At 70.3% G+C, this 25,453-nt stretch carries 31 protein-coding genes; 13 read left to right on the top strand and 18 right to left on the bottom strand.

The genetic code is table 11. The features are described 5' to 3' along the window. Nucleotide 1: 1 nt before the first annotated feature. The 3 genes from ORI60_RS42530 to ORI60_RS42520 form a co-directional block, all read right to left on the bottom strand. Nucleotides 2–775, bottom strand: a complete 774-nt coding sequence (locus ORI60_RS42530) for a hypothetical protein (protein ID WP_266043666.1) — start codon at nt 773–775, stop codon at nt 2–4. Between the two features lie 93 nt (nt 776–868). Then, nucleotides 869–1,762: a transketolase family protein gene (locus tag ORI60_RS42525; RefSeq protein WP_266043665.1), complete on the bottom strand. Its 894-nt coding sequence runs from the start codon at nt 1,760–1,762 to the stop codon at nt 869–871. Then, nucleotides 1,762–2,424: a thiamine pyrophosphate-dependent enzyme gene (locus ORI60_RS42520; protein ID WP_266043664.1), complete on the bottom strand. Its 663-nt coding sequence runs from the start codon at nt 2,422–2,424 to the stop codon at nt 1,762–1,764. The genes ORI60_RS42525 and ORI60_RS42520 overlap by 1 nt, the downstream gene beginning before the upstream one ends. Nucleotides 2,425–2,498: 74 nt before the next feature. Between ORI60_RS42520 and soxR the strand changes: the two genes are divergently transcribed. Next, nucleotides 2,499–2,945, top strand: coding sequence for a redox-sensitive transcriptional activator SoxR (gene soxR / locus ORI60_RS42515; protein ID WP_173849996.1), 447 nt, complete (start codon nt 2,499–2,501; stop codon nt 2,943–2,945). Here the strand turns inward: soxR and ORI60_RS42510 are convergent. After that, nucleotides 2,914–3,435, bottom strand: a complete 522-nt coding sequence (locus ORI60_RS42510; protein WP_266043663.1) for an alpha/beta fold hydrolase — start codon at nt 3,433–3,435, stop codon at nt 2,914–2,916. The genes soxR and ORI60_RS42510 overlap by 32 nt on opposite strands. A 505-nt stretch (nt 3,436–3,940) precedes the next feature. On the opposite strand from ORI60_RS42510, the gene ORI60_RS42505 reads away from it, so the two are divergent. Continuing rightward, complete coding sequence (locus tag ORI60_RS42505; protein WP_266043662.1) at nt 3,941–4,465, top strand: RNA 2'-phosphotransferase; 525 nt, start codon at nt 3,941–3,943, stop codon at nt 4,463–4,465. Beyond that, nucleotides 4,462–5,067, top strand: a complete 606-nt coding sequence (locus ORI60_RS42500; protein ID WP_266043661.1) for a class I SAM-dependent methyltransferase — start codon at nt 4,462–4,464, stop codon at nt 5,065–5,067. Before ORI60_RS42505 ends, ORI60_RS42500 begins: the two co-directional genes overlap by 4 nt. Here the strand turns inward: ORI60_RS42500 and ORI60_RS42495 are convergent. From ORI60_RS42495 to hisD, 4 genes are read right to left on the bottom strand one after another with little or no spacing between them, the layout of a single operon-like run. Beyond that, nucleotides 5,064–5,219 carry a hypothetical protein gene (locus ORI60_RS42495; RefSeq protein WP_266043660.1) on the bottom strand — a complete coding sequence of 52 codons (156 nt, stop codon included), beginning with the start codon at nt 5,217–5,219 and terminating at the stop codon, nt 5,064–5,066. The two genes, ORI60_RS42500 and ORI60_RS42495, sit on opposite strands and share 4 nt — an antisense overlap. Continuing rightward, nucleotides 5,219–5,818, bottom strand: coding sequence for an imidazoleglycerol-phosphate dehydratase HisB (gene hisB, locus ORI60_RS42490; RefSeq protein WP_266043659.1), 600 nt, complete (start codon nt 5,816–5,818; stop codon nt 5,219–5,221). Before hisB ends, ORI60_RS42495 begins: the two co-directional genes overlap by 1 nt. After that, entirely contained in the window at nt 5,815–6,921 is a 1,107-nt protein-coding gene (locus ORI60_RS42485) for a histidinol-phosphate transaminase (RefSeq protein ID WP_266043658.1), read from the bottom strand. The genes hisB and ORI60_RS42485 overlap by 4 nt, the downstream gene beginning before the upstream one ends. Continuing rightward, the gene (hisD, locus tag ORI60_RS42480; protein ID WP_266043657.1) at nt 6,918–8,234 is read right to left on the bottom strand and encodes a histidinol dehydrogenase; all 1,317 of its coding nucleotides are present in this window, start codon (nt 8,232–8,234) and stop codon (nt 6,918–6,920) included. Before hisD ends, ORI60_RS42485 begins: the two co-directional genes overlap by 4 nt. A gap of 132 nt (nt 8,235–8,366) precedes the next feature. On the opposite strand from hisD, the gene ORI60_RS42475 reads away from it, so the two are divergent. Next, nucleotides 8,367–9,662 (top strand): M14 family metallopeptidase, encoded by a 1,296-nt coding sequence (locus ORI60_RS42475; protein ID WP_266043656.1) that lies wholly within the window; start codon nt 8,367–8,369, stop codon nt 9,660–9,662. Here ORI60_RS42475 and ORI60_RS42470 read toward each other — a convergent pair. Beyond that, nucleotides 9,646–10,767, bottom strand: a complete 1,122-nt coding sequence (locus ORI60_RS42470) for an aminotransferase class V-fold PLP-dependent enzyme (RefSeq protein WP_266043655.1) — start codon at nt 10,765–10,767, stop codon at nt 9,646–9,648. The genes ORI60_RS42475 and ORI60_RS42470 overlap by 17 nt on opposite strands. A gap of 26 nt (nt 10,768–10,793) precedes the next feature. Here ORI60_RS42470 and ORI60_RS42465 point away from each other — a divergent pair, with 26 nt between their 5' ends. After that, on the top strand, nt 10,794–11,282 hold the full coding sequence (locus ORI60_RS42465) for a hypothetical protein (RefSeq protein WP_266043654.1): 489 nt from the start codon (nt 10,794–10,796) through the stop codon (nt 11,280–11,282). A 10-nt stretch (nt 11,283–11,292) separates the two neighbouring features. Further along, nucleotides 11,293–11,784: a hypothetical protein gene (locus tag ORI60_RS42460; protein ID WP_266043653.1), complete on the top strand. Its 492-nt coding sequence runs from the start codon at nt 11,293–11,295 to the stop codon at nt 11,782–11,784. A 4-nt stretch (nt 11,785–11,788) separates the two neighbouring features. On the opposite strand, the gene ORI60_RS42455 is transcribed toward ORI60_RS42460, so the two are convergent. After that, nucleotides 11,789–13,288 carry an ABC transporter substrate-binding protein gene (locus tag ORI60_RS42455; protein ID WP_266043652.1) on the bottom strand — a complete coding sequence of 500 codons (1,500 nt, stop codon included), beginning with the start codon at nt 13,286–13,288 and terminating at the stop codon, nt 11,789–11,791. A gap of 24 nt (nt 13,289–13,312) precedes the next feature. Between ORI60_RS42455 and ORI60_RS42450 the strand changes: the two genes are divergently transcribed. After that, nucleotides 13,313–14,092, top strand: a complete 780-nt coding sequence (locus ORI60_RS42450) for a carbon-nitrogen hydrolase family protein (protein WP_266043651.1) — start codon at nt 13,313–13,315, stop codon at nt 14,090–14,092. A gap of 23 nt (nt 14,093–14,115) precedes the next feature. After that, nucleotides 14,116–14,547: an antibiotic biosynthesis monooxygenase gene (locus ORI60_RS42445; protein WP_266043650.1), complete on the top strand. Its 432-nt coding sequence runs from the start codon at nt 14,116–14,118 to the stop codon at nt 14,545–14,547. Here ORI60_RS42445 and nadC read toward each other — a convergent pair. The 3 genes from nadC to nadA are packed head-to-tail and all read right to left on the bottom strand — an operon-like array spanning nt 14,518 to nt 17,995. Then, the gene (nadC, locus tag ORI60_RS42440; protein WP_266043649.1) at nt 14,518–15,366 is read right to left on the bottom strand and encodes a carboxylating nicotinate-nucleotide diphosphorylase; all 849 of its coding nucleotides are present in this window, start codon (nt 15,364–15,366) and stop codon (nt 14,518–14,520) included. The two genes, ORI60_RS42445 and nadC, sit on opposite strands and share 30 nt — an antisense overlap. Further along, nucleotides 15,363–16,976 (bottom strand): L-aspartate oxidase, encoded by a 1,614-nt coding sequence (locus tag ORI60_RS42435; RefSeq protein WP_266043648.1) that lies wholly within the window; start codon nt 16,974–16,976, stop codon nt 15,363–15,365. Before ORI60_RS42435 ends, nadC begins: the two co-directional genes overlap by 4 nt. Then, nucleotides 16,976–17,995 carry a quinolinate synthase NadA gene (gene nadA / locus ORI60_RS42430; protein WP_266043647.1) on the bottom strand — a complete coding sequence of 340 codons (1,020 nt, stop codon included), beginning with the start codon at nt 17,993–17,995 and terminating at the stop codon, nt 16,976–16,978. The genes ORI60_RS42435 and nadA overlap by 1 nt, the downstream gene beginning before the upstream one ends. 73 nt (nt 17,996–18,068) lie before the next feature. Here nadA and ORI60_RS42425 point away from each other — a divergent pair, with 73 nt between their 5' ends. The 4 genes from ORI60_RS42425 to ORI60_RS42410 all read left to right on the top strand — a co-directional run bounded on the left by ORI60_RS42425 (nt 18,069) and on the right by ORI60_RS42410 (nt 21,967). Further along, on the top strand, nt 18,069–18,764 hold the full coding sequence (locus tag ORI60_RS42425; protein ID WP_266043646.1) for an NUDIX domain-containing protein: 696 nt from the start codon (nt 18,069–18,071) through the stop codon (nt 18,762–18,764). Between the two features lie 10 nt (nt 18,765–18,774). Beyond that, nucleotides 18,775–19,455: an LON peptidase substrate-binding domain-containing protein gene (locus ORI60_RS42420; protein WP_266043645.1), complete on the top strand. Its 681-nt coding sequence runs from the start codon at nt 18,775–18,777 to the stop codon at nt 19,453–19,455. A 548-nt stretch (nt 19,456–20,003) separates the two neighbouring features. Continuing rightward, nucleotides 20,004–21,248: an MFS transporter gene (locus tag ORI60_RS42415; protein ID WP_266043644.1), complete on the top strand. Its 1,245-nt coding sequence runs from the start codon at nt 20,004–20,006 to the stop codon at nt 21,246–21,248. Then, entirely contained in the window at nt 21,245–21,967 is a 723-nt protein-coding gene (locus ORI60_RS42410) for a putative hydro-lyase (RefSeq protein WP_266043643.1), read from the top strand. Before ORI60_RS42415 ends, ORI60_RS42410 begins: the two co-directional genes overlap by 4 nt. A gap of 20 nt (nt 21,968–21,987) precedes the next feature. On the opposite strand, the gene ORI60_RS42405 is transcribed toward ORI60_RS42410, so the two are convergent. The 4 genes from ORI60_RS42405 to bioD all read right to left on the bottom strand — a co-directional run bounded on the left by ORI60_RS42405 (nt 21,988) and on the right by bioD (nt 24,601). Beyond that, nucleotides 21,988–22,581, bottom strand: a complete 594-nt coding sequence (locus tag ORI60_RS42405) for a DUF2567 domain-containing protein (RefSeq protein ID WP_266043642.1) — start codon at nt 22,579–22,581, stop codon at nt 21,988–21,990. 13 nt (nt 22,582–22,594) lie between these two features. After that, nucleotides 22,595–22,783, bottom strand: a complete 189-nt coding sequence (locus ORI60_RS42400) for a hypothetical protein (RefSeq protein WP_266043698.1) — start codon at nt 22,781–22,783, stop codon at nt 22,595–22,597. 11 nt (nt 22,784–22,794) lie between these two features. Next, a complete protein-coding gene (bioB, locus tag ORI60_RS42395) occupies nt 22,795–23,811 on the bottom strand; it encodes a biotin synthase BioB (RefSeq protein ID WP_191302858.1) in 1,017 nt (338 codons plus the stop codon). A gap of 70 nt (nt 23,812–23,881) precedes the next feature. Further along, nucleotides 23,882–24,601, bottom strand: a complete 720-nt coding sequence (gene bioD / locus ORI60_RS42390; protein WP_266043641.1) for a dethiobiotin synthase — start codon at nt 24,599–24,601, stop codon at nt 23,882–23,884. Between the two features lie 105 nt (nt 24,602–24,706). Between bioD and ORI60_RS42385 the strand changes: the two genes are divergently transcribed. After that, the gene (locus ORI60_RS42385) at nt 24,707–24,961 is read left to right on the top strand and encodes a glutaredoxin family protein (protein ID WP_266043640.1); all 255 of its coding nucleotides are present in this window, start codon (nt 24,707–24,709) and stop codon (nt 24,959–24,961) included. On the opposite strand, the gene ORI60_RS42380 is transcribed toward ORI60_RS42385, so the two are convergent. After that, nucleotides 24,946–25,452: an RICIN domain-containing protein gene (locus ORI60_RS42380; protein ID WP_266043639.1), complete on the bottom strand. Its 507-nt coding sequence runs from the start codon at nt 25,450–25,452 to the stop codon at nt 24,946–24,948. The two genes, ORI60_RS42385 and ORI60_RS42380, sit on opposite strands and share 16 nt — an antisense overlap. Between the last annotated feature and the right edge of the window lies 1 nt (nt 25,453).

Here is a 25,453-nt window from a genome sequence, read left to right as displayed (position 1 = left end):
ATCATTCCTGGTCCGCTTCACGCGCCCATGCGGACATGCCTAGAACGTCGCGAGCGGGGAACGCGTCGACGCGCCTGCCGCGGCTCCACGCCACCACGGCGATCCCCGTCCGCATCGCGAGCGCCGCCACCATCAGGAGGTACAGCGGAACCGTGATCAGAGCCGGAACCTCCGCCATTGTCAGGAGGAAGGCGGCGCCGACGCTCACCAGGAGCGTGCCGCCGAGTGGCAGGAGCGGGTTGACCCACGGCTGGTCGGACATCCCCTGACGTTCACCGGCCAGCCCTTCCCACCACTTCTTCTCGTGGTAGGGCACGGCTTCGTCGACCTCACCGCCGTCGATCCTGACCAACGCGGCGGCGTCCGAGAAGAACCCGGCGGCCTCCAACGCGGTTCGCAACGCGCTCACACCGTCGAGCACGCCGCGTTCCCGCACGGCCTCGGCGGCCTCGCCGAGCCAGCTGAGCCCTTCCGGCAGTCGTTTCGGCGACTCCGGCTCGAAGAAGTCGTCCGGTCCGAACCGCCAGCCGCGGACCACCCCGTCGAAGTAGACGAGCCACGCCGTCGTCTCCGTCCACACCAGACCGATCCGGCGGCCCTTCACCACGCGCAGGCCGTCGATCAGCGACTCGGACGTGTACGGGTGCGGGCCGAGCACGAACGTGCCGTGCGCGACGGGCACCAGCAGTCGCGGGCGGGTCGGGCGCCGGGCCAGTTCCGCCCGCGTCGTCTCAGGATCTGAGGTGGTCCAGATGACCACACGTGGGGTGTGCACGGTCAGGATCCTGCCCGACCGTGCACACCGCTCCCCTAAACGGCGCGAGAAGGCGCGCCGGTCCAGTCATCCCCCATGACTGCGAACATTTCTTCACCCCCTGAAGAAACTCCGCACAGCACTCCCCAGCCCCACCACGTCGAGATCATGTGCCGCGTCATGATCTTCAGCCGTGCCGTAGTTGCGGAGCTCTGCGTGTCGTTTGACACCTACAGAACGAATGCGGTGCGGGATTTGTTGCAGGGTCTCGGACACGAGATGGGACGAAGTTCCCTCCAGGTACGGCTCCACCACCATCACGTCGGCGTGGTCGGTGTTCTGCACGGCCGTGCGCAGCCCGTCCGCGTCGAACGGCCGCACCGTGGCCGCGTACAGCACCGTGACGTCGGCGTTCTCGGACTCGACGGCCTTGACCACGCGGTCGAGCATCGGCCCGACGGCGAGCACGACGCCGCGTTTCCCGTGCCGGACCGTCGTGAAGCCTTCGCCCACCGGATGCGCCTGGGTGTTCTCGTGCAGCGAAAGCCTCACGTAGACGCGGTTGTCGTCCTTCAGCGCCTGCCGGAGCAAAGGCGTGACCTCGTCCGGATGTCCGGGCACGTGAACGGTCCAGCCGGGAAGCGTGTCGAACAACGCGACGTCACCCGGCGACTGGTGCGTGCGGCCCCACACCGGGTCGTCATAGGACCCTCCGATGCTCACGAACACCGCGCCGACGTCCTGATGTCCGATGTCGAGCTTGATCTGCTCGTACGGCCGTTCGACCAGGAACGGCGCGTAGCTGTGCACGACCGGCCGCAGGCCCGCCAGCGCGAGACCGCTCGCGACGCCCACCATGGTCTGCTCGCGGATCCCCACGTCCACGACGCGTTCGTTCTCCTGCGGGAACTCGTTGCTGGAGATCACCGCGGTCACCACGGCGATCCTCGGGTCGGCGGCGATCTCGCCGTTGACGGTCTCGACGAAGGCCTGGCGCATGGTGGTCATCAGCGACTCTTCTCGATCTTGGCGACCACCGCGTACGGGCGGTCGTGCGGCGCGGTCAGTGCGGTGAAGACGGCCTCGTGGTCGCGGCCGTCGATCTCGGCGGTCTGCCACCCCTCGACGGCGAACCGCCGCGCGATGCCACCGGGCCAGCCGTGCATCGCGGACTGGTTGTCGATCACGATCGCGGTGAGGTTCGCGACCTCCAGCCGCGCCGCCACCGCGATCGCCTCGTGGTTGCTGCCTTCGTCCAGCTCACCGTCGCCGACCAGCACGAACGTGCGGCCGCGACTGCCGGCGATCCGCTGCCCGATCGCCGTGCCCACCGCGATCGGCAGCCCGTGACCGAGCGAGCCGCTGCTGATCTCCGCGCCCCGCACGAGCACGCGGTCGGGGTGCTGGCCGAGCGGGCTGTCCCACGACGTCCAGTCGTCCAAAATGGACTCGTCGATGAACCCCTTCTCCGCGAGCACGGCGTAGTACGCCATCGGCCCGTGCCCCTTGGACAGCAGGAACCGGTCGCGGTCGGGATCGTCGGCCGTCTCGGGCGTGACGTTGAGGACCTTGTCGTAGAGGACCCAGAGCACGTCGATCGTGGAGGCAGCAGCCCACTCGTGCTTCTCGTCCCCGGTCATCCTGGCGAAGAGCTCTGGTATCCGTTGCATGGCACCAACTCTTCAACCTCGACCAAGCTGGAGGTCAAGCGGGTTACCATGATCTGGTGAGCAAGTTGCCGGAAATGCTGACCATCGGCCAGGTCGCCGAACGCAGCGGTGTGCCCCACACGGCCCTGCGCTTCTACGAGGACAGGGGTCTGATCACCTCGGTGCGCACCGCGGGCAACCAGCGCCGCTACCTGCGCTCGGTGCTGCGCCGGCTGGCGTTCATCCGCACCGCGCAACGCGTGGGCCTCACCCTGGAGGACGTCCGCGACGCCCTCGCCCAGCTCCCGGACAACCGCACGCCGACGAAGTCCGACTGGGAACGCCTCTCGCGCTCGTGGAAGTCGGAGCTCGACGCCCGCATCGACGCCCTGTACCGCCTGCGCGACCGCCTCACCGGCTGCATCGGCTGCGGCTGCCTGTCGCTGCGCAGCTGCGCCCTGCAGAACATCGACGACGAGCAGGCCTCACACGGGCCGGGAGCGCCCAAGCTCAAGCCCGCCGTCGAGGGCGGCACCGCCTAGGAACTCCCGCACCGCAGGAACTACCGCGCCGCGCAGGTAGCGTCGGGATCGTCGGGATCGTCGACGTGCAGCATGTGGCCCGCGTCCTCCAGCACCACGGCACCACGGCGCGCGCTCGCGGGATCAGGTCGAGCGTGGGCTGGACCAGGCCGACGGGGAACGTCATGTCGTGGCAGCCGTGCAGCACGAGCGCCGGGATGTCGAGTTCGGCGATGCGCTGGGCCGCGTCGGGAAGCCGCCGGGTGACGAGGGTCCCCGTTTGGAGCTGGCGCAGCCACTCGGTGCCGAACCGGACTTCCGCCAGCCGCCTCGGGTAGCCGGGCATCGCCTCGGCGTGCCAGATGATGGCGGGGGCTGCGGCGAACGGCCCGACGCGCCAGATGTTGGCGGGGGCGACGGCGAACGCCCCGGCACGCCAGATGTTGCCGGTGCGGCGGCGAACGCCCCGCGCGCCAGATGTTGGCCGGTGCGGCGGCGAACACCGCGGCACGCACGCCCTCCGGCGACAGGCCCACGCGCTGCCACGGATCCTCCTGGCGCGCCATTACCTCGTCGTGCGGCCCAGCCCTTGAAGGCATCCGGTGATCCGGCGGCACGCCGGTACCTGACGTGATCATGGCCGAGCCGGAGAACGCAGGCGGCCGATCGCGGTTGACCGCACACACCGCGCCGGCGCACACGTGTCCAGCCCCGTTCCCGCGCGACTTCGCGGCGTTCACGCACCTGACCGTCCGGTCCAGGTCCTCTGCCGGTGGGCAGCGTGGCCGGCGATCACATGGCCGTCCACCTGCCCATCCGCTCCGACGCCGTCGGTCCGCACACCCGCGCTCCGCATACTTGCGGGGGCGGTTGATCATGAAATCAGGACATCTACTAGACGGCGCCAGGCGTGGATCCGGACGAACATCACCTGTTCGAGTGAAGCCGCCGGAGGGTCGCCGCAGGTCAGGCGACGCGCAAAACCGGTGGACGCGCTGTGGTTCCCTGATGGGGAAATGGAAGACGAAAGAATGATCCGCCTCTCGAAGCGGATGTCCAAGGCGCTCCGGCACAAGCCCGAGCGCGTCGGCCTCACCCTCGACCCCGCGGGCTGGGTGCCGGTGGCCGACCTCCTGAGCGCACTCCACATCTCCGAGGCCGACCTGCGCGAGGTCGTCGACCGCAACGACAAGAAGCGGTTCACGATCGACGGCGACCGCATCCGCGCGAACCAGGGGCACAGCGTCGAGGTCGAACTCGGGCTGCCTACGGCTGTCCCGCCGGACCAGCTGTTCCACGGCACGGTCGCGCAGTACCTCGACGACATCATGCGTGACGGGTTGCGGCCCATGTCACGGCACGACGTGCACCTCTCGCCCGACCGCGAGACCGCGCGGCGTGTCGGGGCGCGGCGTGGGCGGCCGCTGATCCTTACCGTCGACTCCGGGGCGATGCACGCGGACGGGCACGAGTTCCGGCTCAGCGCGAACGGGGTGTGGCTCGCGCAGCACGTGCCGGCGCGCTACCTGGGCACCGCGTGAAGCGGGTCGTCGAGGACGGTTACGACGCCATCGCGCAGCGCTATCTCGACTGGTCCTCGCGGATCGCCGACGACCCGCGGCTGCGCTACCTCGCCGAGTTCGACGGGCGGTTGCCCGACGGGGCGGAGGTTCTGGAACTCGGCTGTGGCGCGGGTGTTCCGTGCAGCCGCGAGCTCGCCGAGCGGCATGCCGTGCTCGGCGTCGACCTGTCGCGCGAGCAGGTCGAACTGGCCAGGGCGAACGTGCCGCGGGCGCGCTTCGAGAAGGCCGACATGACCGCACTCGACTTCCCGGACGCCACGTTCGACGGCGTCGTCGCGTTCTACTCGATCCTGCACGTGCCGCGCGCCGAGCAGCCGGCGCTCTTCGCGGAGGTCGCGCGCTGGCTGAAGCCCGGCGGCCTGTTCCTGGCCTCGCACGGCACCGGCACGCCGGACGTCGCCGAGCAGTGGCTCGGCGTGCAGATGTTCTTCGCCAGCAACACTCCCGCCGAGAACCGCGCACTCGTCGCACAGCACCTGGAGATCGTCGTCGACGACCTGGTGACCATGCACGAGCCGGACCCGGCGACGTTCCAGTGGCTCCTCGCCCGCAAGGGCTAGAGCAGCCAGAGAACGGCGCCGCCGACCGCCACCAGGGTGAGCACCAGCAGGATGATCGCCAGGACTTTGGCGGTCTTCCAGGTGGTGTAGACGCCACCGGCCAGGAAGCCCGCGAGGGCCAGCAGGCCGATGACGACGACTTCCTTCGGCATCAGAGAACGCCCTTGGTCGACGGGACGCCGCCGACGCGCGGGTCGGGCTCGGTCGCCACGCGCAGTGCGCGGGCGATGGCCTTGTACTCGGCCTCCGCGATGTGGTGCGGGTCGCGGCCGTACTCGACGCGCACGTGCAGTGCGATCTGGGCGTGGAAGGCCAGCGACTCGAAGACGTGCCGGTTCAGCACGAACGGGTAGTTGCCGCCGATCACGAAGCTGTTGAACTGCTCCGGCTCGCCCTTGTGCACGGTGTACGGGCGGCCCGAGACGTCGACAGCGGCGTGCGCGAGGGTCTCGTCCATCGGGATCCAGCAGTCGCCGAAGCGGCGGATGCCCTTCTTGTCGCCCAGCGCTTCCCGCAGCGCCTGGCCCAGCACGATCGCGATGTCCTCGACCGAGTGGTGGGCGTCGATGTGCGTGTCGCCCGTGGCGCGGACGATCAGGTCGAAGCTGCCGTGCACACCGAACGCGGTGAGCATGTGGTCGTAGAACGGCACGCCCGTGTTGATCTCCACCTGGCCGGTGCCGTCCAGGTCGATCTCCACGTAGACCGACGACTCCCTGGTGGTGCGTTCCACCTTGCCGACACGACTCACCGGCTGACCTCCTTGCTGGCCGCGAGGAAAGCGTCGTTCTCCTCGGGCGTTCCGATGGTCACCCGCAGGTGACCCGCGATTCCGACGTCCCTGATGAGCACGCCGTGGTCCAGATAGGACTTCCAGACCTCACGTGCGTTCTCGAACCAGCCGAACAGCACGAAGTTCGCGTCCGAGGGCACCACCTGGAAACCCATCGCCGCCAGCTCGGCCGAGACGCGGTCGCGTTCCGCGGCCAGCAGGGCCACCGAACCCAGCGTCTCCGGAGCGTGGCGCAGCGACGCGCGCGCGGCCGCCTGGGTCAACGCCGACAGGTGGTACGGCAGGCGCACCAGCTGCAGGGCGTCGACCACGGCCGGTGCGGCCGCCAGGTAGCCCAGGCGGCCACCGGCGAACGCGAAGGCCTTCGACATCGTGCGCGAGACGATCAGGCGCGAGCCGAACTCGTCCAGCAGCTTGATCGCGCTCTCCTGCGGGGAGAACTCCGCGTACGCCTCGTCCACCACGATCATGCCCGTCGAGGACGCGATCAGCAGGCGGAGGTCGGAGAGCGGGATCGACTGGCCGGTCGGGTTGTTCGGCGACGTCACGAAGACGACGTCGGGCCTCGTCTCGGCGATCATCGCCGCGGCCTTCTCGACGTCGAGCGAGAAGTCGGAACGGCGCGGGGTCGGCGACCACTCGGTGCGGGTGCCGGCCGCGATGATCGGGTGCATCGAGTACGACGGCTCGAAGCCCAGCGCCACGCGGCCCGGGCCGCCGAACGCCTGCAGGATCTGCTGGAGGATCTCGTTGGAACCGTTGGCGGCCCAGAGGTTCTCCGACGTCAGCGGCGTCGAGGTCGCGTCCGACAGGTACGCCGCCAGGTCCTCGCGCAACGCCACCGCGTCGCGGTCCGGGTAGCGGTGCAGCTCACCGGCGATCTCCGCGACGGCCGCGACGACGTCGGCGGCCAGCGCGTCGGTCGGCGCGTACGGGTTCTCGTTGGTGTTGAGGCGGTACGGGACGTCGAGCTGCGGCGCGCCGTAGGGCGTGCGGCCGCGCAGGTCTTCGCGCAGGGGCAGGTCGGTCAGCTCCACCCGAGCACCGATCACCGGCTTCATCGCGTGAACCTCGCTGTGACGGCCTGCCCGTGCGCGGGCAGGTCTTCGGCGTTGGCCAGGGCGACGACCTTGTCCGCCACCTCGCGCAGCGCTTCCTCGGAGTAGTCGATCACGTGGATGCCCCGCAGGAACGTCTGCACCGACAGCCCGGACGAGTGCCGCGCGCAGCCACCGGTGGGCAGCACGTGGTTGGAGCCCGCGCAGTAGTCGCCGAGCGACACCGGCGCGTAGGCACCGACGAAGATCGCGCCGGCGGACCGGATCCGCGACGCCACCTCACGCGCGTCGCGCGTCTGGATCTCCAGGTGCTCGGCGGCGTACGCGTCGACGACCCGCACGCCTTCGTCCACAGAGGGCACCAGCACGACACCGGACTGCTTGCCGTCGAGCGCGGTGCGGACCCGTTCGGCGTGCTTGGTCGCGCCGATCTGGCGCTCCAGCTCGACGTCCACCGCGTCCGCCAGCTCGACCGAGTCCGTGACCAGCACGGAGGCGGCGAGCGGGTCGTGCTCGGCCTGGGAGATCAGGTCGGCGGCCACGTGCACGGCGTCGGCCGACGAGTCGGCGAGGATCGCGATCTCCGTCGGTCCCGCCTCGGAGTCGATGCCGATCAGGCCGCGCAGCAACCGCTTGGCCGCCGTCACGTAGATGTTGCCGGGGCCGGTGACGATGTCGACCGGCGCCAGATCGGCACCGTCGGTGTCCACGCCGCCGTGCGCCAGCAGCGCCACGGCCTGGGCGCCACCGACGGCCCACACCTCGTCGACGCCGAGCAGCGCGGCGGCGGCCAGGATCGTCGGGTGCGGCAGGCCGCCGAACTCCGACTGCGGCGGCGAGGCCACGACCAGCGACTCGACGCCGGCGATCTGGGCGGGCACGACGTTCATGACGACCGTCGACGGGTAGACCGCGAGGCCACCGGGCGCGTAGAGGCCGACGCGGGCGACCGGCACCCACTTCTCCGTGACGGTGCCGCCGGGGACCACCTGGGTCGTGGTGTCGACGCGCTTCTGGTCGGCGTGCACGCGCCGGGTGCGGGCGATGACCTCTTCCAGGGCCTCGCGCACGGCCGGGTCCAGCGAGGCCAGCGCGGACGAGATCTCCGAGGCGGGCACGCGGACGGAACCGGGGCGGACCCCGTCGAACTTCTCCGTGTACTCCAGGGCCGCTTCGACGCCGCGCTCGGCGATCGCGTCCACCACGGGCCGCACGTGATGCAGAACCGCGTCCACGTCCACTTCGGCGCGCGGCACGATGGCGCGCAACTGAGCGGGGGTCGTGGTGCGACCTCGCAGGTCGATGCGGTTCAGCATGCCCTACAGCCTAGTTCCTGCAGAAATCTGTCAACGGTCAGCCCGCTATCGGCGCTACTCAGCCTGTGACGGCCCGGCCACGCTCGGTCGAGCACCACTCCGTCGCAAACCCCTGCTGATGATGGAGGAACGATGTTCAGCAAGAGCCGCGGCAAGATCGCCGCAGTGCTCGCCGTCTGCCTGCCCGTGCTGGTCGCGGGCATGGCGACACCCAGCACGGCCGACTCCGGCCGCTATCTGCTGGAGGTCACGGCGAACACGTCCGCCGAACGCACCCAGGTCGCCCAGATCGGCGTCGACGTGCTCGGCGCGACGAAGCTCACGACGATTTCGGTCGTGGCGGACAAGTCCCAGTACCGCGCCCTGCAGGCGACGGGACTTCCGATCAAGTACATGGGCGACTTCGAGCAGCAGCTCAAGAGCCTCGGCAAGGTCGACTTCAAGGACCCGGTTCCCGGCCAGGTCGGCACCCAGGACTTCCCGTCGGGCTACGCCGGCTACCACAACTTCGCGGAGACGACCGCGGAGCTGCAGCAGACGGTCCGCGACCACCCGAGCCTCGCGAGCCTGCGCAGCATCGGCAAGAGCTACCAGAACCGGGACATCTGGGCGCTCAAGGTCAGTGACAACGTGGCCTCGGACGAGAGCGAGCCGGAGGTGCTGCTCGTCTGCGGCCAGCACGCCCGCGAGCACCTGACCGTCGAGCAGTGCCTGCAGATCATCAAGCGCTACACCGACAACTACGCCACGCCGGCCATCAAGAACCTGGTCGACAGCCGCGAGGTCTGGATCGTCCCCATGATGAACCCGGACGGTGCCGAGTACGACATCGCCACCGGCTCGTTCCGCGGCTGGCGCAAGAACCGCCAGGGCAACGGCACCGACCTCAACCGCAACTGGGGCTACAAGTGGGGCTGCTGCGGCGGTTCCAGCGGCAGCAGCACGTCGGACACCTACCGCGGCACGGCGGCGTTCTCCGCACCGGAGACCGCCCGCATCCGCGACTTCGTGAACTCGCGCGTGGTCGGCGGCACCCAGCAGATCAAGACGTTCATCGACTTCCACTCGTTCTCGGAGCTCGTGCTGTGGCCGTACGGCTACACCCGCGCCGACACCGACACCGGTCTCAACGCGGACGAGGCACGCGCGTTCCAGACGCTCGGCCGGCAGATGGCCGCCACCAACGGCTACACGCCGGAGCAGGCGAGCGACCTGTACATCACCGACGGCAGCAGCGACGACTGGATGTGGGGCCAGCACAAGATCTGGGCCTACACCTTCGAGATGTACCCGAGCAGCGGCGGCCTCGACGGCTTCTACCCGCGCGACACGGTCATCGCGGCGCAGACGGCGCGCAACGACCGCGCCGTCGACCTGTTCATGAGCTACTCGGACTGCGTGAAGCGGGTCATCAACCAGACCTGCTGATCCTCTCCAGCGCCTGATCGATCTCCTGCGGCGTGACGAAGTAGTGCGGGGAGGCCCGCACTACTTCGTCCAGGCCCCGGCGGGTCATGTCGATCAGCGTCGACCCCTTCTGGGAGACCGTGACGGCGACGTTCTCCCGCCACAGCCGGTCCTTGAGCTCCATCGCCGGCACCCGGTCGCTCGTGAACGTGACGATGCCCGAGCGCCGTTCCCCCAGGTCCTGGACGGTGATGCCGGGGATGTCCGCCAGGCCTTCGCGCAAGCGCTTGGCACGGTCCTGGACCTCGGCCTCGATCACGTCCGGCCCCTTGGCCAGCGCGTACTTCACGGCGGCGATGAGACCCAGCCGGTCCGCGACGCTGTACTCCCACAGCTCGAACACCCGCGCGTCGTCGCGCGGCTCGTAGCGGTCGGGCGCGACCCACTCGGCGGCGCTGTGGTCCATCAGCCGCGGCTTCAGCCTGCGGCGCACCTCGTCGCGCACCACCAGCGCGCCCGTGCCGCGCGGCCCGCGCAGCCACTTGCGGCCGGTGCACACGAGCATGTCGTAGTCGAGGCCGCGCAGGTCGATCTGGCCGGTCGACTGGCAGGCGTCGAGCAGCACGAGCGCACCGACCTCGTGGGCCTTCGCGGTGACCTCGCTGACCGGGTTGACCAGGCCACCGTTCGTGGGCGCGTGCACGAGCGAGATCAGCTTGACCCGTTCGTCCAGGTCGAGGGCGTCGACGTCCAGCTGCCCGTGCGCGTCGGACGGCATGACCTCGATCGTCGCGCCGGTCTCCTCGGCGCGACGCAGCATCGGCACGGCGTTGCCGCCGTACTCGACCTCGGTGACGAGGACGCGGTCACCCTTCCCCAGCGGGACGGCGTCGAAGGCCGTGAGCCACGACCGGGTCGCGCTGTCGGTGAACGCGACCTCGGACGGCTCGCAGCCGAAGAACTCGGCCAGCACGCCGTACCCCGCCTCGACGTCGTCGCGCCGTTCCGCGGCGGCCCGGTAGCCGCCGATCTCGGTCTCCCGGCGGAGGTGCCCAATCACCTCGTCCACCACCTCGGCGGGCGGGATCGAGGAACCGGCGCTGTCCAGGAAGATCAGGTCGCTCACCCGCACAACTGTGCCACCATCGGGTCATGGGGGCTCGGACTTTCGGTTACAGCGCACAGGTGAAGCCGTTCCTGTGGGTGTTCATCGTGGTGACACCGCTGGAGATCCTGCTCGTGGAGCTGATCGTGCCGTGGTTCTGGCTGCGGGCCACGCTGCTCGTGTTCGGTGTCCTGAGCGCGTTGTTGCTGGGGTGGCAGATCCGGATGCTCTCCAAGTTCCAGCACTCGGTGGACGACGAACACCTGTGGCTGCGGTACGCGCGTGAATTCGAGTACCGGATTCCGTTGGCCGCCATCGAGAACGTGACGCAGAGCACGACGAGCCGGACGCTGCACAGGACCCGGTCCGTTGTGGACGGAACGCTCGTGCTGGAGATCTCCGGGTCCACCAACGTCTCCCTGCGGCTGAGCGCACCGCAGCAGATCGACCTGGGCCGGCGTGGCGCGCACGAGGTGACGAAGGTCGAGTTCTGGACCGACGACCCCGGCGGCATGGTTCGCGCGCTGCGAAAATAGGCTCACCCGCATGGTGGAGATCCCCTACGGCAAGCGCATGAAGCCGCGGTACGTGCGGTTCCTGATCATCACGGTGGTCGGGGTCGCGCTGGTCGCGTTCGCCCTTGACATCCCGTGGCTGCTCATCACGCTGATCGTCCTGGGCGTGCTGAACACCGTCGTCTGCGTCGGGGCTCTCTACGTGCTGACCAAGCAGCCGCACACCATCTCCGACGACGAGCTGCGGCTGCGCCAGCTGGGGTTCTTCGACTGGCGCATCCCGACCGCGGACCTCGGCTCAGCCCAGGTCGCCGAGCGCACCCACAAGGGGCAGCGCAGCGTCGAGGTGATCGGCGACGCACTCGTCATCCAGTCGCTGACCAGGACGAACGTGTCCGTGCCGTTCCACGAGCCGCAGCTCGTGGACCTCGGCAAGACGGGCGTGCGGCCGGTCGAGCGCGTGGAGTTCTGGGCGGACGACCCGGAGAAGGCCGTCCGCGAGATCAACGCCCGGACCACGTGACGGCCTACTTGGGCTCCCACTTCTCCAGGTTCCACCACGGGCCCCAGGCCAGCGCGCCGTAGGAGTTCGGGTCGACCACCGGCTGGTAGCCGTTCCACGAGTCGCGCATCACGTACGCGTGCTCGGGGAAGACCAGCACCGCCATCGACGGCGCGGCGACGAACGCCTGCTGGAAGAGCTTGTACGCCACCGCGCGCTGCGCCGGGTCGATCAGCCTGCGGCCGTTCTCGAGCGCGGCGTCGGCGGCGGGGCTGCCCTGGCCGCGCAGGTCGTAGAGCATCAGGTCGGGGTCGAACGGCGAGCCCTCGCCGTAGAGCAGCGCGTCCTGGGCCATCCGCGGGCGGATCGCCTCCCACGACAGGCCGGCGAGCTGCACGTCGACGCCCACGGCCCTGGCGTCGGCCGCGAACGCCGTGGCCAGGTCCGCGCGCAGGTCGTCGCCCAGCGGGTACATCAGCGTGAAGCGTGCCGCGACGCCCTCGCGGACCCGGATGCCGTCCGCACCGGGCACCCAGCCGCCGACGTCGAGCAGCCGCGTCGCCTCGGCCTTGTCGAAGCGGAACTTCGCGGTGGGATCGAACTCCTCGGCCAGCGCGTCCGGCACCGGCGTGTACGCGATGGTGCCCTTGCCGTCGAGCAGGGTGTCGATCATGCCCTGGCGGTTCGCGGCGAAGTTCAGCGCGAGCCGGACGGAGGCGTTGCCGGTGACCGGGTTGGCCGCGGGCAGCCGCACGGCGCGGTAGTCGGCGCTGCGGTGGTAGTTCACCTGCAGGCCCGACCTGGCGGCGAACTGCGTGGCGATCTTGGGCGGCAGCACCGTGCCGTCGAACTCGCCCTCCCGCATGCGGCTGGCGCGCTGGTTGTCGTCGGTGACGAAGACGACCGTCACCTTCTTGACCTTCGGCGCGCCGTCGAAGTACGCGTCGTTGGACTCCAGCAGCAGCCGGTCGCCCTTCTTCCACTCGGTGACCTTGTACGGGCCGGTGCCGACGGGCTGACCGTTCGCGTTCGCCTGCTCGCTGGGCAGGACGCCGAGCACGAGCAGGTGCGGGAACGCGGCCTGCGTCTGCGCGAGGGTGAAGCGGACCGTCGACGGGTCGACCTGCTCGACGCCCTTGAGCGTGCTGAACCTGTCCTTGATCGGGCTCTGCAGCGCCGCGGTGTAGGTGGCGACGACGTCCTCGGCGCCGAACGTGCTGCCGTCGGTGAACTTCACGTCGCCGCGCAGCTTGACCGTCCAGCTCAGGCCGTCCGCCGCCGGCTGTGGCAGGTCGGCCGCGAGCTGCGGGGTCAGCGACCCGTCCTGGCGGTGCTCGACCAGTCCGTCGTAGATCTTCGACACACCCTGCGCGCCGTAGCCGAGCAGCGGGTTCAACGTCGTCGGCTCGTCGCGGTCGGCCAGCACGATCGACGTGCCGTTCGACCCACCGTCCGGGCGGGGCGGGGCGGTCTCGGTACAGCCCGCGACGGCCAGCAACACGACTAGGAGCAGTGGGGAACGCACGTTTCGGACCCTACAGTGATCCCCATGCGCGTCGCCGTGAGTCAGATCAGCTCGACCACCGATCCCCGCTCCAACCTGGAGCTCGTCCGCGACGCGGTGCGCAGGGCCGAGGGCGCGCGCGTCGTCCTGCTGCCCGAGGCGACGATGTGCCGCTTCGGCGTGCCTCTCGGGCCGGTCGCCGAACCGCTGGACGGGCCGTGGGCCTCCGCGGTGCACGAGATCGCGGTCCAGCACGACGTCGTGGTGGTGGCGGGCATGTTCACGCCGTCCGGTGACCGGGTGACGAACACGCTTCTCGTCACCGGACCGGACGTCCACGCCGGTTACGACAAGATCCACCTGTTCGACGCGTTCGGGTTCCAGGAGTCGCGAACGGTCGCGCCGGGGTCCGACCTGGTGACGTTCGAGGTCGACGGCATCACGCTCGGCGTGGCCACCTGCTACGACATCCGCTTTCCCGAGCTCTTCCGCGCTCTCGCCGACAAGGGGGCGTCCGCCGTGCTGGTCGGCGCCTCGTGGGGTGCCGGGCCCGGCAAGAAGGAGCAGTGGGAGCTGCTGGTGCGGGCACGTGCGCTGGACTGCACGTCGTTCGTCGTGGCCTGCGGGCAGGCCTTTCCCGGGGATCTCGGGTCGTCGGCGCCGACCGGGATCGGGTACTCGACCGTCGCCGACCCGTTCGGGAACATCGTCGTGCAGCTGTCGGACCAACCCTCGGACACGGTCGTGGACCTGGACCTCGACGAGGTGGCACGGGCCCGCGAAGTGCTGCCGGTGCTGGCGAACCGGCGCTTGACCTCCAGTTAGGTCGAGCCCACAGGATCGGGGACATGACACTTCCCGAACTGCCCGGCTTCGTCCGCGCCCGCGACGAGATCGACGGCTTCAAGCTCTACCGGTCCGGAGGCATGACGTCCGGGAGCCGGCCCGTGGGGTGCGTCGTCCTGGTCACGGTCGACACCGACGACGAGGCCACCGCACGGGCGTGGGTCGACTCGGTGTTCGTGGCGCTCGCCAGCGAGCCGAACCCGCACCCCGGTGGCATCTCCGCCGCCTTCCACATCCGGGAGGACGGCAGGCAGGTGATCAACTACGCGGAGTGGGCCAGCGCGGAGGATCACGTCGACGCGCTGTCCGACGGCGGCGGAGTCGGCTCGAAGACCGCCGACTGGCGCCGGGTGCAGAACTTCCCCGGCGCCCGCGGCGTGAGCGTCGAGCGGTACCGGCCGCGGCTAGCGCAGGTCCAGGCCGAGGTCGAGTGACGGGCTGGAGTGCGTGAGGCCGCCGACCGCGAGGTAGTCCACCCCGGTCTCGGCGTACTGGCGGGCCACGTCGAGCGTGAGCCCGCCGGACGCCTCCAGCTTCACGCCGTCCGGACGCCGCCGCACGGCCTGAGCGCACTGCTCGGGCGTGAAGTTGTCCAGCAGCACCAGTTCCGCGCCTTCGGCCAGCGCCTCGTCGAGCTGCTCGAGGCTGTCGACCTCGACCTCCATCAGCAGATCGGGCGCGTGCGCGCGGGCCGCGCGGATCGCGGCGCCGACCGACCCGGCCGCGGCGACGTGGTTGTCCTTGATGAGGATCGCGTCGCCGAGGCCCATGCGGTGGTTCACGCCGCCGCCGGCCCGCACCGCGTACTTCTGCAGTGAACGCAAGCCCGGCAACGTCTTGCGCGAGTCGCGGACGGCCGCGCCGGTGCCCTCGATCGCGCTCACCCAGCGGGCGGTCTGCGTGGCGATGCCCGACAGGTGGCAGATCAGGTTCAGCGCCGTGCGCTCGACGGTGAGCAGGCCGCGGGTCGGGCCGGTCAGCACCAGTGCCGGCTCGCCGGGCACGGCCTTGTCGCCGTCGGAGGCCTCGGAGAGCACCTCGACCTCGGGCAGGTAGCGCTGGAAAGCCGTGCGGGCGACGGAGACGCCGCACAGCACGCCCGCCGCGCGAGGCGTGATCTCGGCGGTGGCCACCGCCTTCTCGGGCACCGTCGCCAGCGTCGTGGCGTCGAGGCCGTAGCGGAGGTCCTCCTCCAGCGCGAGCTGGATGACCCGGTTCGCGTCGTCCCAGTCGATGTTGCCGTCGATGGTCATGCGACACCCTCTGCGAGAACAGGATCGGCCAGCACGGGCTGACCGGTCGGGGTGAGCCGGACGAGCTGACTGCGCCGCCACGCCTCGGAACGCTCGGTGAAGTCCGTGCGCACGTGGCAGCCGCGGGACTCGGTGCGTTGCTGCGCCGCCGCGATCAGGGCGCGGGCGGCCGTGGTCAGCGCCGCGTCCTCGACCAGTTCGCGCGACTCCAGCTGCTTGTCCACGGTGGACACGTCGAGCACCGAGCCGACGACGGCCAGGCCCTCGGCGTCGCGGCCGATGGCGGCGTAGCGCGACATCACGCGCTGCAACAGGTCCCGGTCCGCGACCGGCGCGGTGGGCAGCGAGGGCTCGACCGACCGCGCGGGCGCGATCAGGCCGATGGCGAGGTCGGCGGCGACGGTCTCGGCGGCACGGGTACCGCAGACCAGGCCTTCGAGCAGGCTGTTGGAGGCCAGGCGGTTCGCGCCGTGCAGGCCCGTGCGGGCGACCTCGCCGACCGCGTAGAGACCCGTCACGCCGGTGCGTCCGTCGACGGTGGACACCACGCCACCGCAGGCGAAGTGCGCCGCCGGAGCGACGGGGATCGGGTCCACGGCCGGGTCGATGCCCACCGAGACGCAGGCCGAGAACACCGTCGGGAAGCGGGTCGCCATGTCGTGCAGCGCCGTCGCGTCCAGGAAGACGTGGTCGTCCACGCCTCCAGGACCCGCCGCCATGTGCCGGGTGATCGCGGCCGCCACGACGTCGCGCGGTGCCAGGTCTTCGAGCGGGTGCACGCCCTTCATCACGCGGGCACCGGTCGCGTCGACCAGCACGGCGCCCTCGCCGCGCACGGCTTCCGTGACGAGCGGGCACCGGCCGCGGGCGCCGCGGCCCGTGTAGAGGACGGTCGGGTGGAACTGGATGAACTCGACGTCCGCGGCCAGCGCGCCGGCCCTGAGCGCCAGCGCCAGCCCGTCCCCCGTCGCCACCGAGGGGTTAGAGGTCGCCTGGTACATCTGACCGAGGCCACCGGTCGCCAGCAGCACGGCGGGCGCGGTGAGCACACCGGGCACGCCGTTGCCGTCGAGCACGAGCAGTCCGGCCACGGCACCGAGCGGCGTCTTCACCGCGTCGACCGCGACGTGGTTCTCCAGCAGGGGAACCCGTCCGTCCACAGTGGCCTTGAGCAGGGCGCGCTCGACCTCGGCACCGGTCGCGTCGCCACCGGCGTGCACGACGCGGAACGCGCTGTGCCCGCCTTCACGGGTGCGTTCGAGCAGGCCGTCCGGCTTCGCGTCGAACACGGCACCGCGTTCGCGCAGCCGGGCGACGGCCGCGGGACCGTCGGTGATGATCGCCGCGACGGCCGTGTCGTCGCAGAGGCCCGCGCCCGCCGTCAGCGTGTCCTCGACGTGCCTGCGCACCGAGTCACCCGGGTCGTGCTGGTCCTCCATGACGACGGCGACGCCGCCCTGGGCCCAGCGGGTGTTGCCGTCGTCCCCCGCGGCCTTCGTGACGACCAGGACGCGCAGTCCCAGCTCACGAGCCCGCAGCGCGGCGGTCAGACCCGCCACACCGGTGCCGACCACGATCAGGTCGGCTCGCGCCTCCCAGCGCGCGGCCATCACTCACCGCCGCCGGGCTGGCCGATCTCGATCATCCGCTGCACGGCGCCCTGGGCGCGCTGGGCGGTCTCCAGGTCGACGTGCACCTCGTCCAGGCCCTCACGCACGCAGCGCAGCAGCGCGGCCGGCGTGATCATCTTCATGTAGGTGCAGGACGCGCGGTCGTTGACGGCGCGGAAGTCGATCTCCGGGGCGGCCTTGCGCAGCTGGTGCAGCATGCCGACCTCGGTCGCGACGAGCACCTTGGTCGCCTTCGTCGAGCGGGCCGCGGTGATCATGTCGCCGGTCGAGAGGATCTTGACCTTCTCCGCGGGGACGATGCCCTCACCGCTCAGGTACAGCGCGCTCGTGGCGCAGCCGCACTCCGGGTGGATGAACAGGTCCGCCTCCGGGTTCGCGGCGGCGCGCTCGGCCAGCTCGGGGCCGTTGATGCCGGCGTGGACGTGGCACTCGCCCGCCCAGATGTGCAGGTTCTCGCGGCCGGTCTCGCGCTTGACGTGCGCGCCCAGGAACTGGTCCGGGCAGAACAGCACCTCGCGGTCCGCGGGGATCGACCTGACGACGTCGACGGCGTTCGAGGACGTGCAGCAGATGTCCGTCTCGGCCTTCACCTCGGCGGTCGTGTTCACGTACGACACGACGACGGCGCCGGGGTGCTCCGCCTTCCACTCGCGCAGCTGCGCGCCCGTGATCGAGTCGGCGAGCGAGCAGCCCGCGCGCTCGTCCGGGATCAGCACGGTCTTCTGCGGGGCGAGGATCTTCGCGGTCTCGGCCATGAAGTGCACGCCGCAGAAGATGATGGTCTGCGCGTCGGACTGCGCGGCGATCCGGCTCAGCGCGAGGGAGTCGCCGGTGTGGTGGGCGATGTCCTGGATCTCGGGCAGCTGGTAGTTGTGCGCCAGGATGACGGCATCCCGCTCCTTCGCGAGACGCAGCACCTCGTCCCGCCACGCGGCGTTCGGCTCGACTCCGCCGTACACACCCGACGCGGTTCGCTCCACGGTTGCGGTAGCGACCATCACTGCCTCCTCGATCCGGGGTTTTCGCCTGCTGGTCGAAAACGTGGCCGATAGTATCAGCCAGGTGGCAGGAGTGGGGCACGAAGTTCTGGCCGCTGTGTTGCGGGTGAGAGGTGCGTCACTCCAGGTCATGCTGTGGGAGCGCGCACGGGAACCACACGCTCACCGCTGGTCGCTGCCGGGTGGGGAGCTGCGGGTGGACGAGGACGTCGAGTCCTCCATCCGCCGTCAGCTGGCGGAAAAAGTCGACGTGCGACAGTTGTCACACGTCGAACAGCTCGCCGTGTTCAGCGCACCGGACCGCGTTCCCGGTCCCCGCGTCGTGGCGACGGCCTTCCTCGGGCTGGTGCCCTCGGACGTCGATCCCGAGCGGCCGGCCGACACGGAGTGGCACTGCGTGGAGAAGTTGCCCGCGATGGCGTTCGACCACGCCTCGATCGTGCACCGGGCGCGGCACAGGCTCGCCTCGAAGCTGTCGTACACGAACGTCGGCTTCGCACTGGCGCCACCGGAGTTCACGATCTCCCTGCTGCGCGACCACTACTCCGCGGCGCTGGGCTACCGCGTGTCCGCGACGAACCTGCAAAGGGTGCTGTCACGGCGGTTGTTGCTGGAGCCCACGGGCGGTACCGCTCCCCCCGGCCCGTCCGGCGGCCGCCCGGCGGCTTTGTTCCGGTTCAGCGCCAAGGGAATCAAGGTGACTGATCCGTTCGCCGTGCTGAGGCCGCCCGGATCCGGCCGTCCGGCGAGCGCGGGTGGCACCACGTAACGTTGGGCGCGTGGCAGAGACGCTTCCGTTGTTCCCGCTGGGCACCGTGCTGCTGCCCGGGGCGTCCTTGCCGTTGCACATCTTCGAACCGCGCTACCGGCAGCTCGTCGTGGACCTCATGACGGGCTCCCTGTTCGGCCGGACGTTCGGCGTCGTGTGCATCAAGCAGGGCTGGGAGGTGGGCGCCGACAACGTCCACTCGCTGCAGGACATCGGCTGCTCGGCCGACCTCCTGGACGCCCGCCCGCTGCCGGAGGGCCGCTTCGACATCGTGACGCGCGGCGTGCGCCGCTTCCGCCTGCTGGACGTCGACACGACGACGGCGCCGTACCTGCTGGCCCACGTCGACTACCTGGACGACGCGCCCGTGCCCGAGGCGGCGCAGGAGGTCGTGCCGATCCTGGAGCGCGGGGCCCGCGCGGCCCACGAGCGGTACTGCGGCGCCGCCTGGCACAGCGAGGACTGGTCGGCACCCGGCGACGACGTGTCGCTGGGCGACCTGTCGTACCTGCTGGCCGCCGACTGCCTGCTGCCCGTCGAAGACCGGCAACGGCTGCTGGAGGAGAGGTCGCCGGCTCGGCGGCTGCGGTTGGTGCGGCGGATGCTGCACCGGGAGACCGGGATCCTGAGCGCGCTGAAGGCGGTTCCGGTGCCGCTGACCGAGTTCGGGCACGTGCCGAGCCCGAACTAGCCGCGCGGCGGGGTTGCGCCGGGTGTGTGGCCCGGCTTCCCGAACGCTTTGGGCCCCGCCTCTCGGTTTCGAGGGTGCGGACCGTCGCCGCCGGCATCTGGTCTTCGCAGCTTGGACGCGCTTCACGCGGACCCCGTCCGCAGCACGCTGCCCGGAGTTCGGACGCAGACTCCGAACCCTGAACCCGGCCCCTGGGACCTCAAACCCCGGAGTCCAGACGTGGGCTCCGGACCCCGAGTTCGGACGCGGAGTCCGGACCGCGGGCTCCGCCTCCCCAGCACGCTGTCCCGTTCGCCGCGCGCGAGCCGTGGGGTCAGCCGGTGCCCCCTCCGCCTGGGCACTGGGACCCAGCCCGGCTCTCCAGCCGCGCGTCGGACCCAAGCCGCGAGCGCGGACCGTTGAGCCGCACCCACCGACGCCACCCAGCCCAGCTCCCACCCACCGATCGTCGGATCGTTGAATTGTGGCCTTGTGGGATTGTTGAACAATCCTTACCCTGAGTCCCACATCACACCCGACCACTCCTCCACCACGCTGCGAGGTGTCCCATGAGCACGTCCACGACCGAGGACACAGGCCGTTTCGCCTGGTTCCGCAGTCTCGGCCAGAAGGGCAGGCGCGCGTTCGTCGGCGCCTTCGGCGGTTACGGGCTGGACTCCTACGACTACTGGGTTCTCCCCCTGAGCCTGGTCGCGATCACCGGCTACTTCGGCCTCACCAAGGCGGAAGCCGGCCTGCTGGGCACCAGCACGCTGCTGATGAGCGCCATCGGCGGCGCGGTGGCGGGCATCATGGCGGACCGGTTCGGCCGATCCAGGACGCTGATCATCACGGTGGCGGCGTACGCGTTCTTCACGGTGCTGTGCGGCTTCGCGACGAACTACGAGACGCTGCTGGTCTTCCGCGCGCTGCAGGGACTGGGCTTCGGCGGTGAATGGGCGGCCGGGGCGATCCTCGTGGCCGAGTACTGCAAGCCGAAGTACCGCGGGCGGACCGTGGCGTTCATCCAGAGCGCGTGGGCCGTGGGCTGGGGGCTCGCGGTCATCGTCAACACGCTGGTCGCGTCGCTGGCCGACCCGGCGATCTCGTGGCGGATCATGTTCTGGACGGGCGCGTTGCCCGCGATCCTCATCTTCTACGTGCGCCGCAACGTCGACGACGCGCCCGAGGCCAAGGCGCTGCCCAAGGAACGCGGCACGTTCCCGAAGATCTTCCAGGGGCCGATCCTCAAGACCACGCTGTTCGCCGCGCTGCTCGCGACCGGTGTGCAGGGCGGGTACTACACGCTCGCGACGTGGCTGCCGGCGTTCCTGCAGACCGGGCGCGGCCTCACGATCATCGGTACGGGCGGGTACCTCGCGTTCCTCATCACCGGCGCGTGGATCGGGTACGTGTGCGGCGGCTACCTCACGGACCACCTGGGGCGCAAGAAGACCTTCGTGCTGTTCGCCGTCGCCAGCGCGTTGCTGATCGTCGCGTACACGCAGATCCCCAACGGTGCCAACACGTTGGTCATGTTCCTCGGCTTCCCGCTCGGGTTCTGCATGTCCGCGATCTTCAGCGGGTTCGGCAGCTACCTGTCGGAGCTCTACCCCACGCAGCTGCGCGGAACGGGCCAGGGCTTCACGTACAACTTCGGGCGTGCGTTCGGTGCCGTGTTCCCCGGGCTGGTCGGGTTCATGGCGGACAGGCTCGGCATCGGCGGTGCGATGCTGTTCGGGGCGGCCGCGTACGGAATCGCCGTGGTCGCGCTCATCTGGCTGCCGGAGACGGTCAACAAGGAGCTCGAATGACGACCGCGGGACAAGCGCCGGGACAGGCGCAGGCCAACCTGATCGCCATCCCGAAGGACTGGGCGTACGACTTCCTGCTCTTCACCCACCGCAACCCCAAACCGTGCCCGGTGCTCGACGTGCTGGACGCGGGAGAGACGGTCAGCGCGCTCAAGCGGGACGCCGACGTGCGCACCCACGCGCCGCGCTACCGGATCTGGGAGAACGGCGAGCTCGCGGCGGAACCGGAGAACGCGACCGAGCACTGGCGCGACGACCTGGTGACGTTCCTGATCGGCTGCAGCTTCACGTTCGAGACGGCGCTGGAGAGCGCCGGGGTGCCGCTGCGGCACGTGGAGCAGGGCAGGAACGTCTCGATGTTCGTCACGGACATCCAGTGCCGGCCCGCCGGGCGGCTGCACGGGCCGATGGTCGTGTCGATGCGCTGGATCCCGGAGTCCCTTGTGGACATGGCGCACAAGGTCACGGCGCTCATGCCGTCGGTGCACGGCGCCCCGGTCGGCGCGGGCGACCCGCGGATGCTCGGGATCGAGGACGTCGACGCACCGGACTTCGGGGACGCCGTCGAGCACGAACCTGGTGACGTGCCTGTGTTCTGGGCGTGCGGGGTGACCCCTCAGGCCGTGCTGATGAAGTCCAGGCCGCCGTTCGCGATCACCCACGCGCCCGGTCAGATGTTCGTGACGGACATGCCCGACTTCGCCTACCGGGTCGGATAGGCGCCCACGAGGGCGGTGCCTCAGCCGAGGCGCCGCCCCAGGTCGTCGAGGCCGTTCCACGCCGCGCAGCACCCGTAGGCCAGCGCGGCCGCCAGCGGCCACGCCAGAATTCCCCACCACGTCTCCAAAGCGGGCGCGACGAGCAACGTGTCGTTCGGCTTGATCGACGCCGGGTTCGGGTAGAGGCCGGCGGCGAGCCTCCCGCCGAAGTCCTGCGCGAACCAGGCCGCGGCGAACGAGCCCGCCGTCATCGCCAGCATCACCACGGGACCGCGCCGCTGCCGCATCAGCCACACCGCGATGCCCGTGATCACGCCCGCTCCGAGGCCGATCAGCACGAACACCATCAGCGCGTCGAGCCGGTGGTAGCTCTCCAGGCCGATCGGGTAGAGCTTGTCGTCCTGCGGCGACACGATCTTGAGCTGCGCCGGCGCCAGCCTCGACCAGAGGAACCCGGCGGGGAAGGCGCCGATGAACGTCGTCAGCGCCACCACCAGGCTCGGCAGCAGATCCCGCTTGACCACCACTTTCGGCCGTGGCCGGGGGTAGTAGTGGTAGACGTACGGCGGCTCCGGCACGGATTCGATGCGCACCGGCGCTGCTTTGTCGTCCATTCGCGAGAGGTTACTACCGAGCCGAGGTGATCTCGCCGTGGCGGCTGCAGCGCGCCGCCCAGCCGTCCGGGGTCACCTGGACGACCATGCGGCGCGCGCACTCCGAGCAGTACCGCGGCGGGTCGATCATCGACAGCCGCTGACGGCAGAACCCGTGGTCGCCGTCAGCTTCCTCTTTGCCGCAGAACGAGCAGTACGTCATCCGAGTCGTCGTCACAGGGTCTGGCTCAGCGCCTTGATGGGCATCGACAGCTCTTCGAGCATGTCGAGGTCCTGCTGCGCGGGACGGCCGAGGTTCGTCAGGTAGTTGCCGACGATGATCGCGTTGATGCCGCCGAGCATGCCCTGCTTCGCGCCCAGGTCGCCGAACGTCAGCTCCCGGCCACCGGCGAAGCGCAGGATCGTGCGCGGCAGCGCGAGCCGGAACGCGCCGACCGTGCGCAGCGCCTCGGCGCCCTCGACGACCGGGTAGTTCTCGTACGGCGTGCCGGGGTTCGGGATGAGGAAGTTCAGCGGGACCTCGTCCGGCTCCAGCTCCGCGAGCTGCACGGCGAACTCCGCGCGCTGCGCCAGCGTCTCCCCCATGCCGATGATGCCGCCGCAGCAGACCTCCATGCCGGCGTCGCGGATCATCCGCAGCGTGTCCCAGCGCTCCTCCCAGGAGTGCGTGGTCACGACCTCCGGGAAGTGCGAGCGCGCGGTCTCGAGGTTGTGGTTGTAGCGGTGCACGCCCATCGCCACGAGCTCGTCGACCTGCTCCTGCGTGAGCATGCCGAGCGAGCAGGCGATCTGGATGTCGTTGCCGTCCTCGCGGATGGCCTTGATGCCGTCGCGCACCTGCGAGAGCAGCCGCTTGTCCGGGCCGCGCACGGCCGCGACGATGCAGAACTCGGTCGCGCCGGTGTCGCGGGTCTGCCGCGCCGCGCGGACCAGGCCGGGGATGTCCAGCCACGCCGACCGCACGGGCGACGGGAACTGTCCCGACTGGGAGCAGAAGTGGCAGTCCTCGGGGCAGCCGCCGGTCTTGAGCGAGACGATGCCCTCGACCTCGACCTCGGGACCGCACCAGCGCTCGCGGACCTCGTGCGCCAGGGCGAGCAGCTCGGGGATCCTGTCCTCCGGCAGCTCCAGCACCTTCAGCACCTGAGCCTCGGTGAGCCCGACGCCTCGTTCGAGCACCTGCTCACGAGCTTCGTCGAGCACGTCGATCTGTTCTGGTGCTGCGGTCACGGTCTCTCCTCCTCTGTGGCCTGGCGAGCCAGTGTGCCTCACTGAATCCTTCATCGTGCAGCGATGTAGGTCACTGGACCGCGAATTGAGCCGCGAACGTCTCCGGGTCGAACTCCCCGCCGAACCAGGGTGAAAACGATCTCTTGGCGACGGCCAGGAAGTCCACGGGACCGAGCTTCGTCACACCCTGCGGCAGCGCGCCGAGCAGCGGAGCACCCGCCGCCTCGGGCAGGTCGGCCAGGTTCGTGAGCGAGGCGAGGTCGGGGTGCAGCGGCCAGCTGCCCACCACGACACCGATCGACTCGAGTCCGCGCCGCTGCAAAGCCTCGGCCGTCAGCGCGGTCGTGTTCAGCGTGCCGAGCCCGGCCTGCGCCACGATCAGGACGGGCGCGTTCACCGCCCACGCGATGTCGGCCAGCGTCGAACCGCCCTCGTCGAACCGCACCAGCAGCCCGCCCGCGCCCTCGACCAGCACCAGGTCGTGGGTCTCGTCGAGCGCGGTGACCTCGGCGGCGACGTCCTTCGGGTGCACGGTGGCCATGCCCGCGCGTCTCGCCGCGGTGGCGGGGGCCAGCGGATCGGGGTATCTGGCCAGCTCACGGGTCGTCACGTCGCCGGCCAGCCGCGCCACCTCCGCCACGTCGCCAGGCTCGCCGGGCAGCAGGCCGGTCTGCGCGGGCTTGAGCACCGCGACCCGTCTGCCTTCTGCCCTGGCCAGCGCCGCGATGCCCGCGGTGACGGCGGTCTTGCCGACCTCTGTCCCGGTTCCGGTGATCACCAGCACGCTCACGAATCCTCACCTTAGAGCGTGACCTGCTCCGCGGTCGCGGCGGTCGTCCGGCCGACTACCGGGCGGCCGCGGCGCCGTCTCCGGAGAAGCGGCAAAATACGCAGCATGAGTGAGCAACCGATCGTGATGTACGGCGCCGAGTGGTGTGGCGACTGCCGCCGGGCCAAGTCGTGGCTGACCCGCAACAACGTGCCGTTCACCTACGTAGACGTCGAGCACGACGACGAGGCACGCGACCGGGCGATCGAGCTCTCCGGACGCAAGAACATCCCCGTCCTGGTGCTGCCGGACGGGGATGTCCTGGTCGAGCCGACCGACACGCAGCTGTCGGCCGCGATCGGCGTTCAGCCCTTGGCGTAGATGCCGATCGGCGCGCCCTCGTGGACACCGGACGCGCCGAGGAAGCCCTTGGTCGCGACGGGCGTGATGAACAGGTCGCCCTGGTGGTAGACGACCGTGAAGCGTTGTTCGACGCTGCCGGTGCACTGCCACATCTGCACCCGGCCGCCCTCCTGGCCGATCTCCTCCAGGGCGATGTCGAGGCACTTGCCGTTCGCCTCGTTGACGACGTAGGCCTGGCCGCTCGAGTCACCCACGTACTCGTACCGCCACTGCTGTTCGGCACCGGCGAGGCCGCACGTCCACATCTGCACCTTGCCGCCGTCGCGGTCGATCTCCTCCAGCGCCGCGTCGAGGCACTTGCCGCCCGTGCCCGGCAGGTTGATCGTCCCGCCGCGCCCGGAGCCGTACATCTTGGGAAACGTGATGGGCTCGTCCGCCGCCTGCGCCGGCACCACGAGACCCGCTACCCCCAGGATGGCCACGCCCAGCGCAGCCGGCATTTTCCCCATG

Source organism: Lentzea sp. NEAU-D7 (assembly GCF_026242055.1).
GTDB lineage: Bacteria > Actinomycetota > Actinomycetes > Mycobacteriales > Pseudonocardiaceae > Lentzea.
Note: the sequence above shows the minus strand (reverse complement) of the source record. Positions and strands in the feature narration are given on the sequence as shown.

Bases quoted from the DNA above. Each gene is read 5' to 3' on its own strand.
- ORI60_RS42525 (WP_266043665.1), bottom strand. From the start codon at position 1,762: ATGACCACCATGCGCCAGGCCTTCGTCGAGACCGTCAACGGCGAGATC.
- soxR (WP_173849996.1), top strand. From the start codon at position 2,499: ATGCTGACCATCGGCCAGGTCGCCGAACGCAGCGGTGTGCCCCACACG.
- ORI60_RS42415 (WP_266043644.1), top strand. From the start codon at position 20,004: ATGAGCACGTCCACGACCGAGGACACAGGCCGTTTCGCCTGGTTCCGC.
- nadA (WP_266043647.1), bottom strand. From the start codon at position 17,995: ATGGTCGCTACCGCAACCGTGGAGCGAACCGCGTCGGGTGTGTACGGC.
- ORI60_RS42410 (WP_266043643.1), top strand. From the start codon at position 21,245: ATGACGACCGCGGGACAAGCGCCGGGACAGGCGCAGGCCAACCTGATC.
- ORI60_RS42485 (WP_266043658.1), bottom strand. From the start codon at position 6,921: ATGAAGCCGGTGATCGGTGCTCGGGTGGAGCTGACCGACCTGCCCCTG.
- ORI60_RS42495 (WP_266043660.1), bottom strand. From the start codon at position 5,219: ATGCCGAAGGAAGTCGTCGTCATCGGCCTGCTGGCCCTCGCGGGCTTC.
- ORI60_RS42460 (WP_266043653.1), top strand. From the start codon at position 11,293: ATGGTGGAGATCCCCTACGGCAAGCGCATGAAGCCGCGGTACGTGCGG.
- ORI60_RS42445 (WP_266043650.1), top strand. From the start codon at position 14,116: ATGACACTTCCCGAACTGCCCGGCTTCGTCCGCGCCCGCGACGAGATC.
- ORI60_RS42380 (WP_266043639.1), bottom strand. From the start codon at position 25,452: ATGGGGAAAATGCCGGCTGCGCTGGGCGTGGCCATCCTGGGGGTAGCG.
- ORI60_RS42405 (WP_266043642.1), bottom strand. From the start codon at position 22,581: ATGGACGACAAAGCAGCGCCGGTGCGCATCGAATCCGTGCCGGAGCCG.
- ORI60_RS42505 (WP_266043662.1), top strand. From the start codon at position 3,941: ATGGAAGACGAAAGAATGATCCGCCTCTCGAAGCGGATGTCCAAGGCG.
- hisD (WP_266043657.1), bottom strand. From the start codon at position 8,234: ATGCTGAACCGCATCGACCTGCGAGGTCGCACCACGACCCCCGCTCAG.
- nadC (WP_266043649.1), bottom strand. From the start codon at position 15,366: ATGACCATCGACGGCAACATCGACTGGGACGACGCGAACCGGGTCATC.
- ORI60_RS42450 (WP_266043651.1), top strand. From the start codon at position 13,313: ATGCGCGTCGCCGTGAGTCAGATCAGCTCGACCACCGATCCCCGCTCC.
- ORI60_RS42385 (WP_266043640.1), top strand. From the start codon at position 24,707: ATGAGTGAGCAACCGATCGTGATGTACGGCGCCGAGTGGTGTGGCGAC.
- ORI60_RS42400 (WP_266043698.1), bottom strand. From the start codon at position 22,783: ATGACGTACTGCTCGTTCTGCGGCAAAGAGGAAGCTGACGGCGACCAC.
- ORI60_RS42435 (WP_266043648.1), bottom strand. From the start codon at position 16,976: ATGGCCGCGCGCTGGGAGGCGCGAGCCGACCTGATCGTGGTCGGCACC.
- ORI60_RS42520 (WP_266043664.1), bottom strand. From the start codon at position 2,424: ATGCAACGGATACCAGAGCTCTTCGCCAGGATGACCGGGGACGAGAAG.
- ORI60_RS42475 (WP_266043656.1), top strand. From the start codon at position 8,367: ATGTTCAGCAAGAGCCGCGGCAAGATCGCCGCAGTGCTCGCCGTCTGC.
- ORI60_RS42465 (WP_266043654.1), top strand. From the start codon at position 10,794: ATGGGGGCTCGGACTTTCGGTTACAGCGCACAGGTGAAGCCGTTCCTG.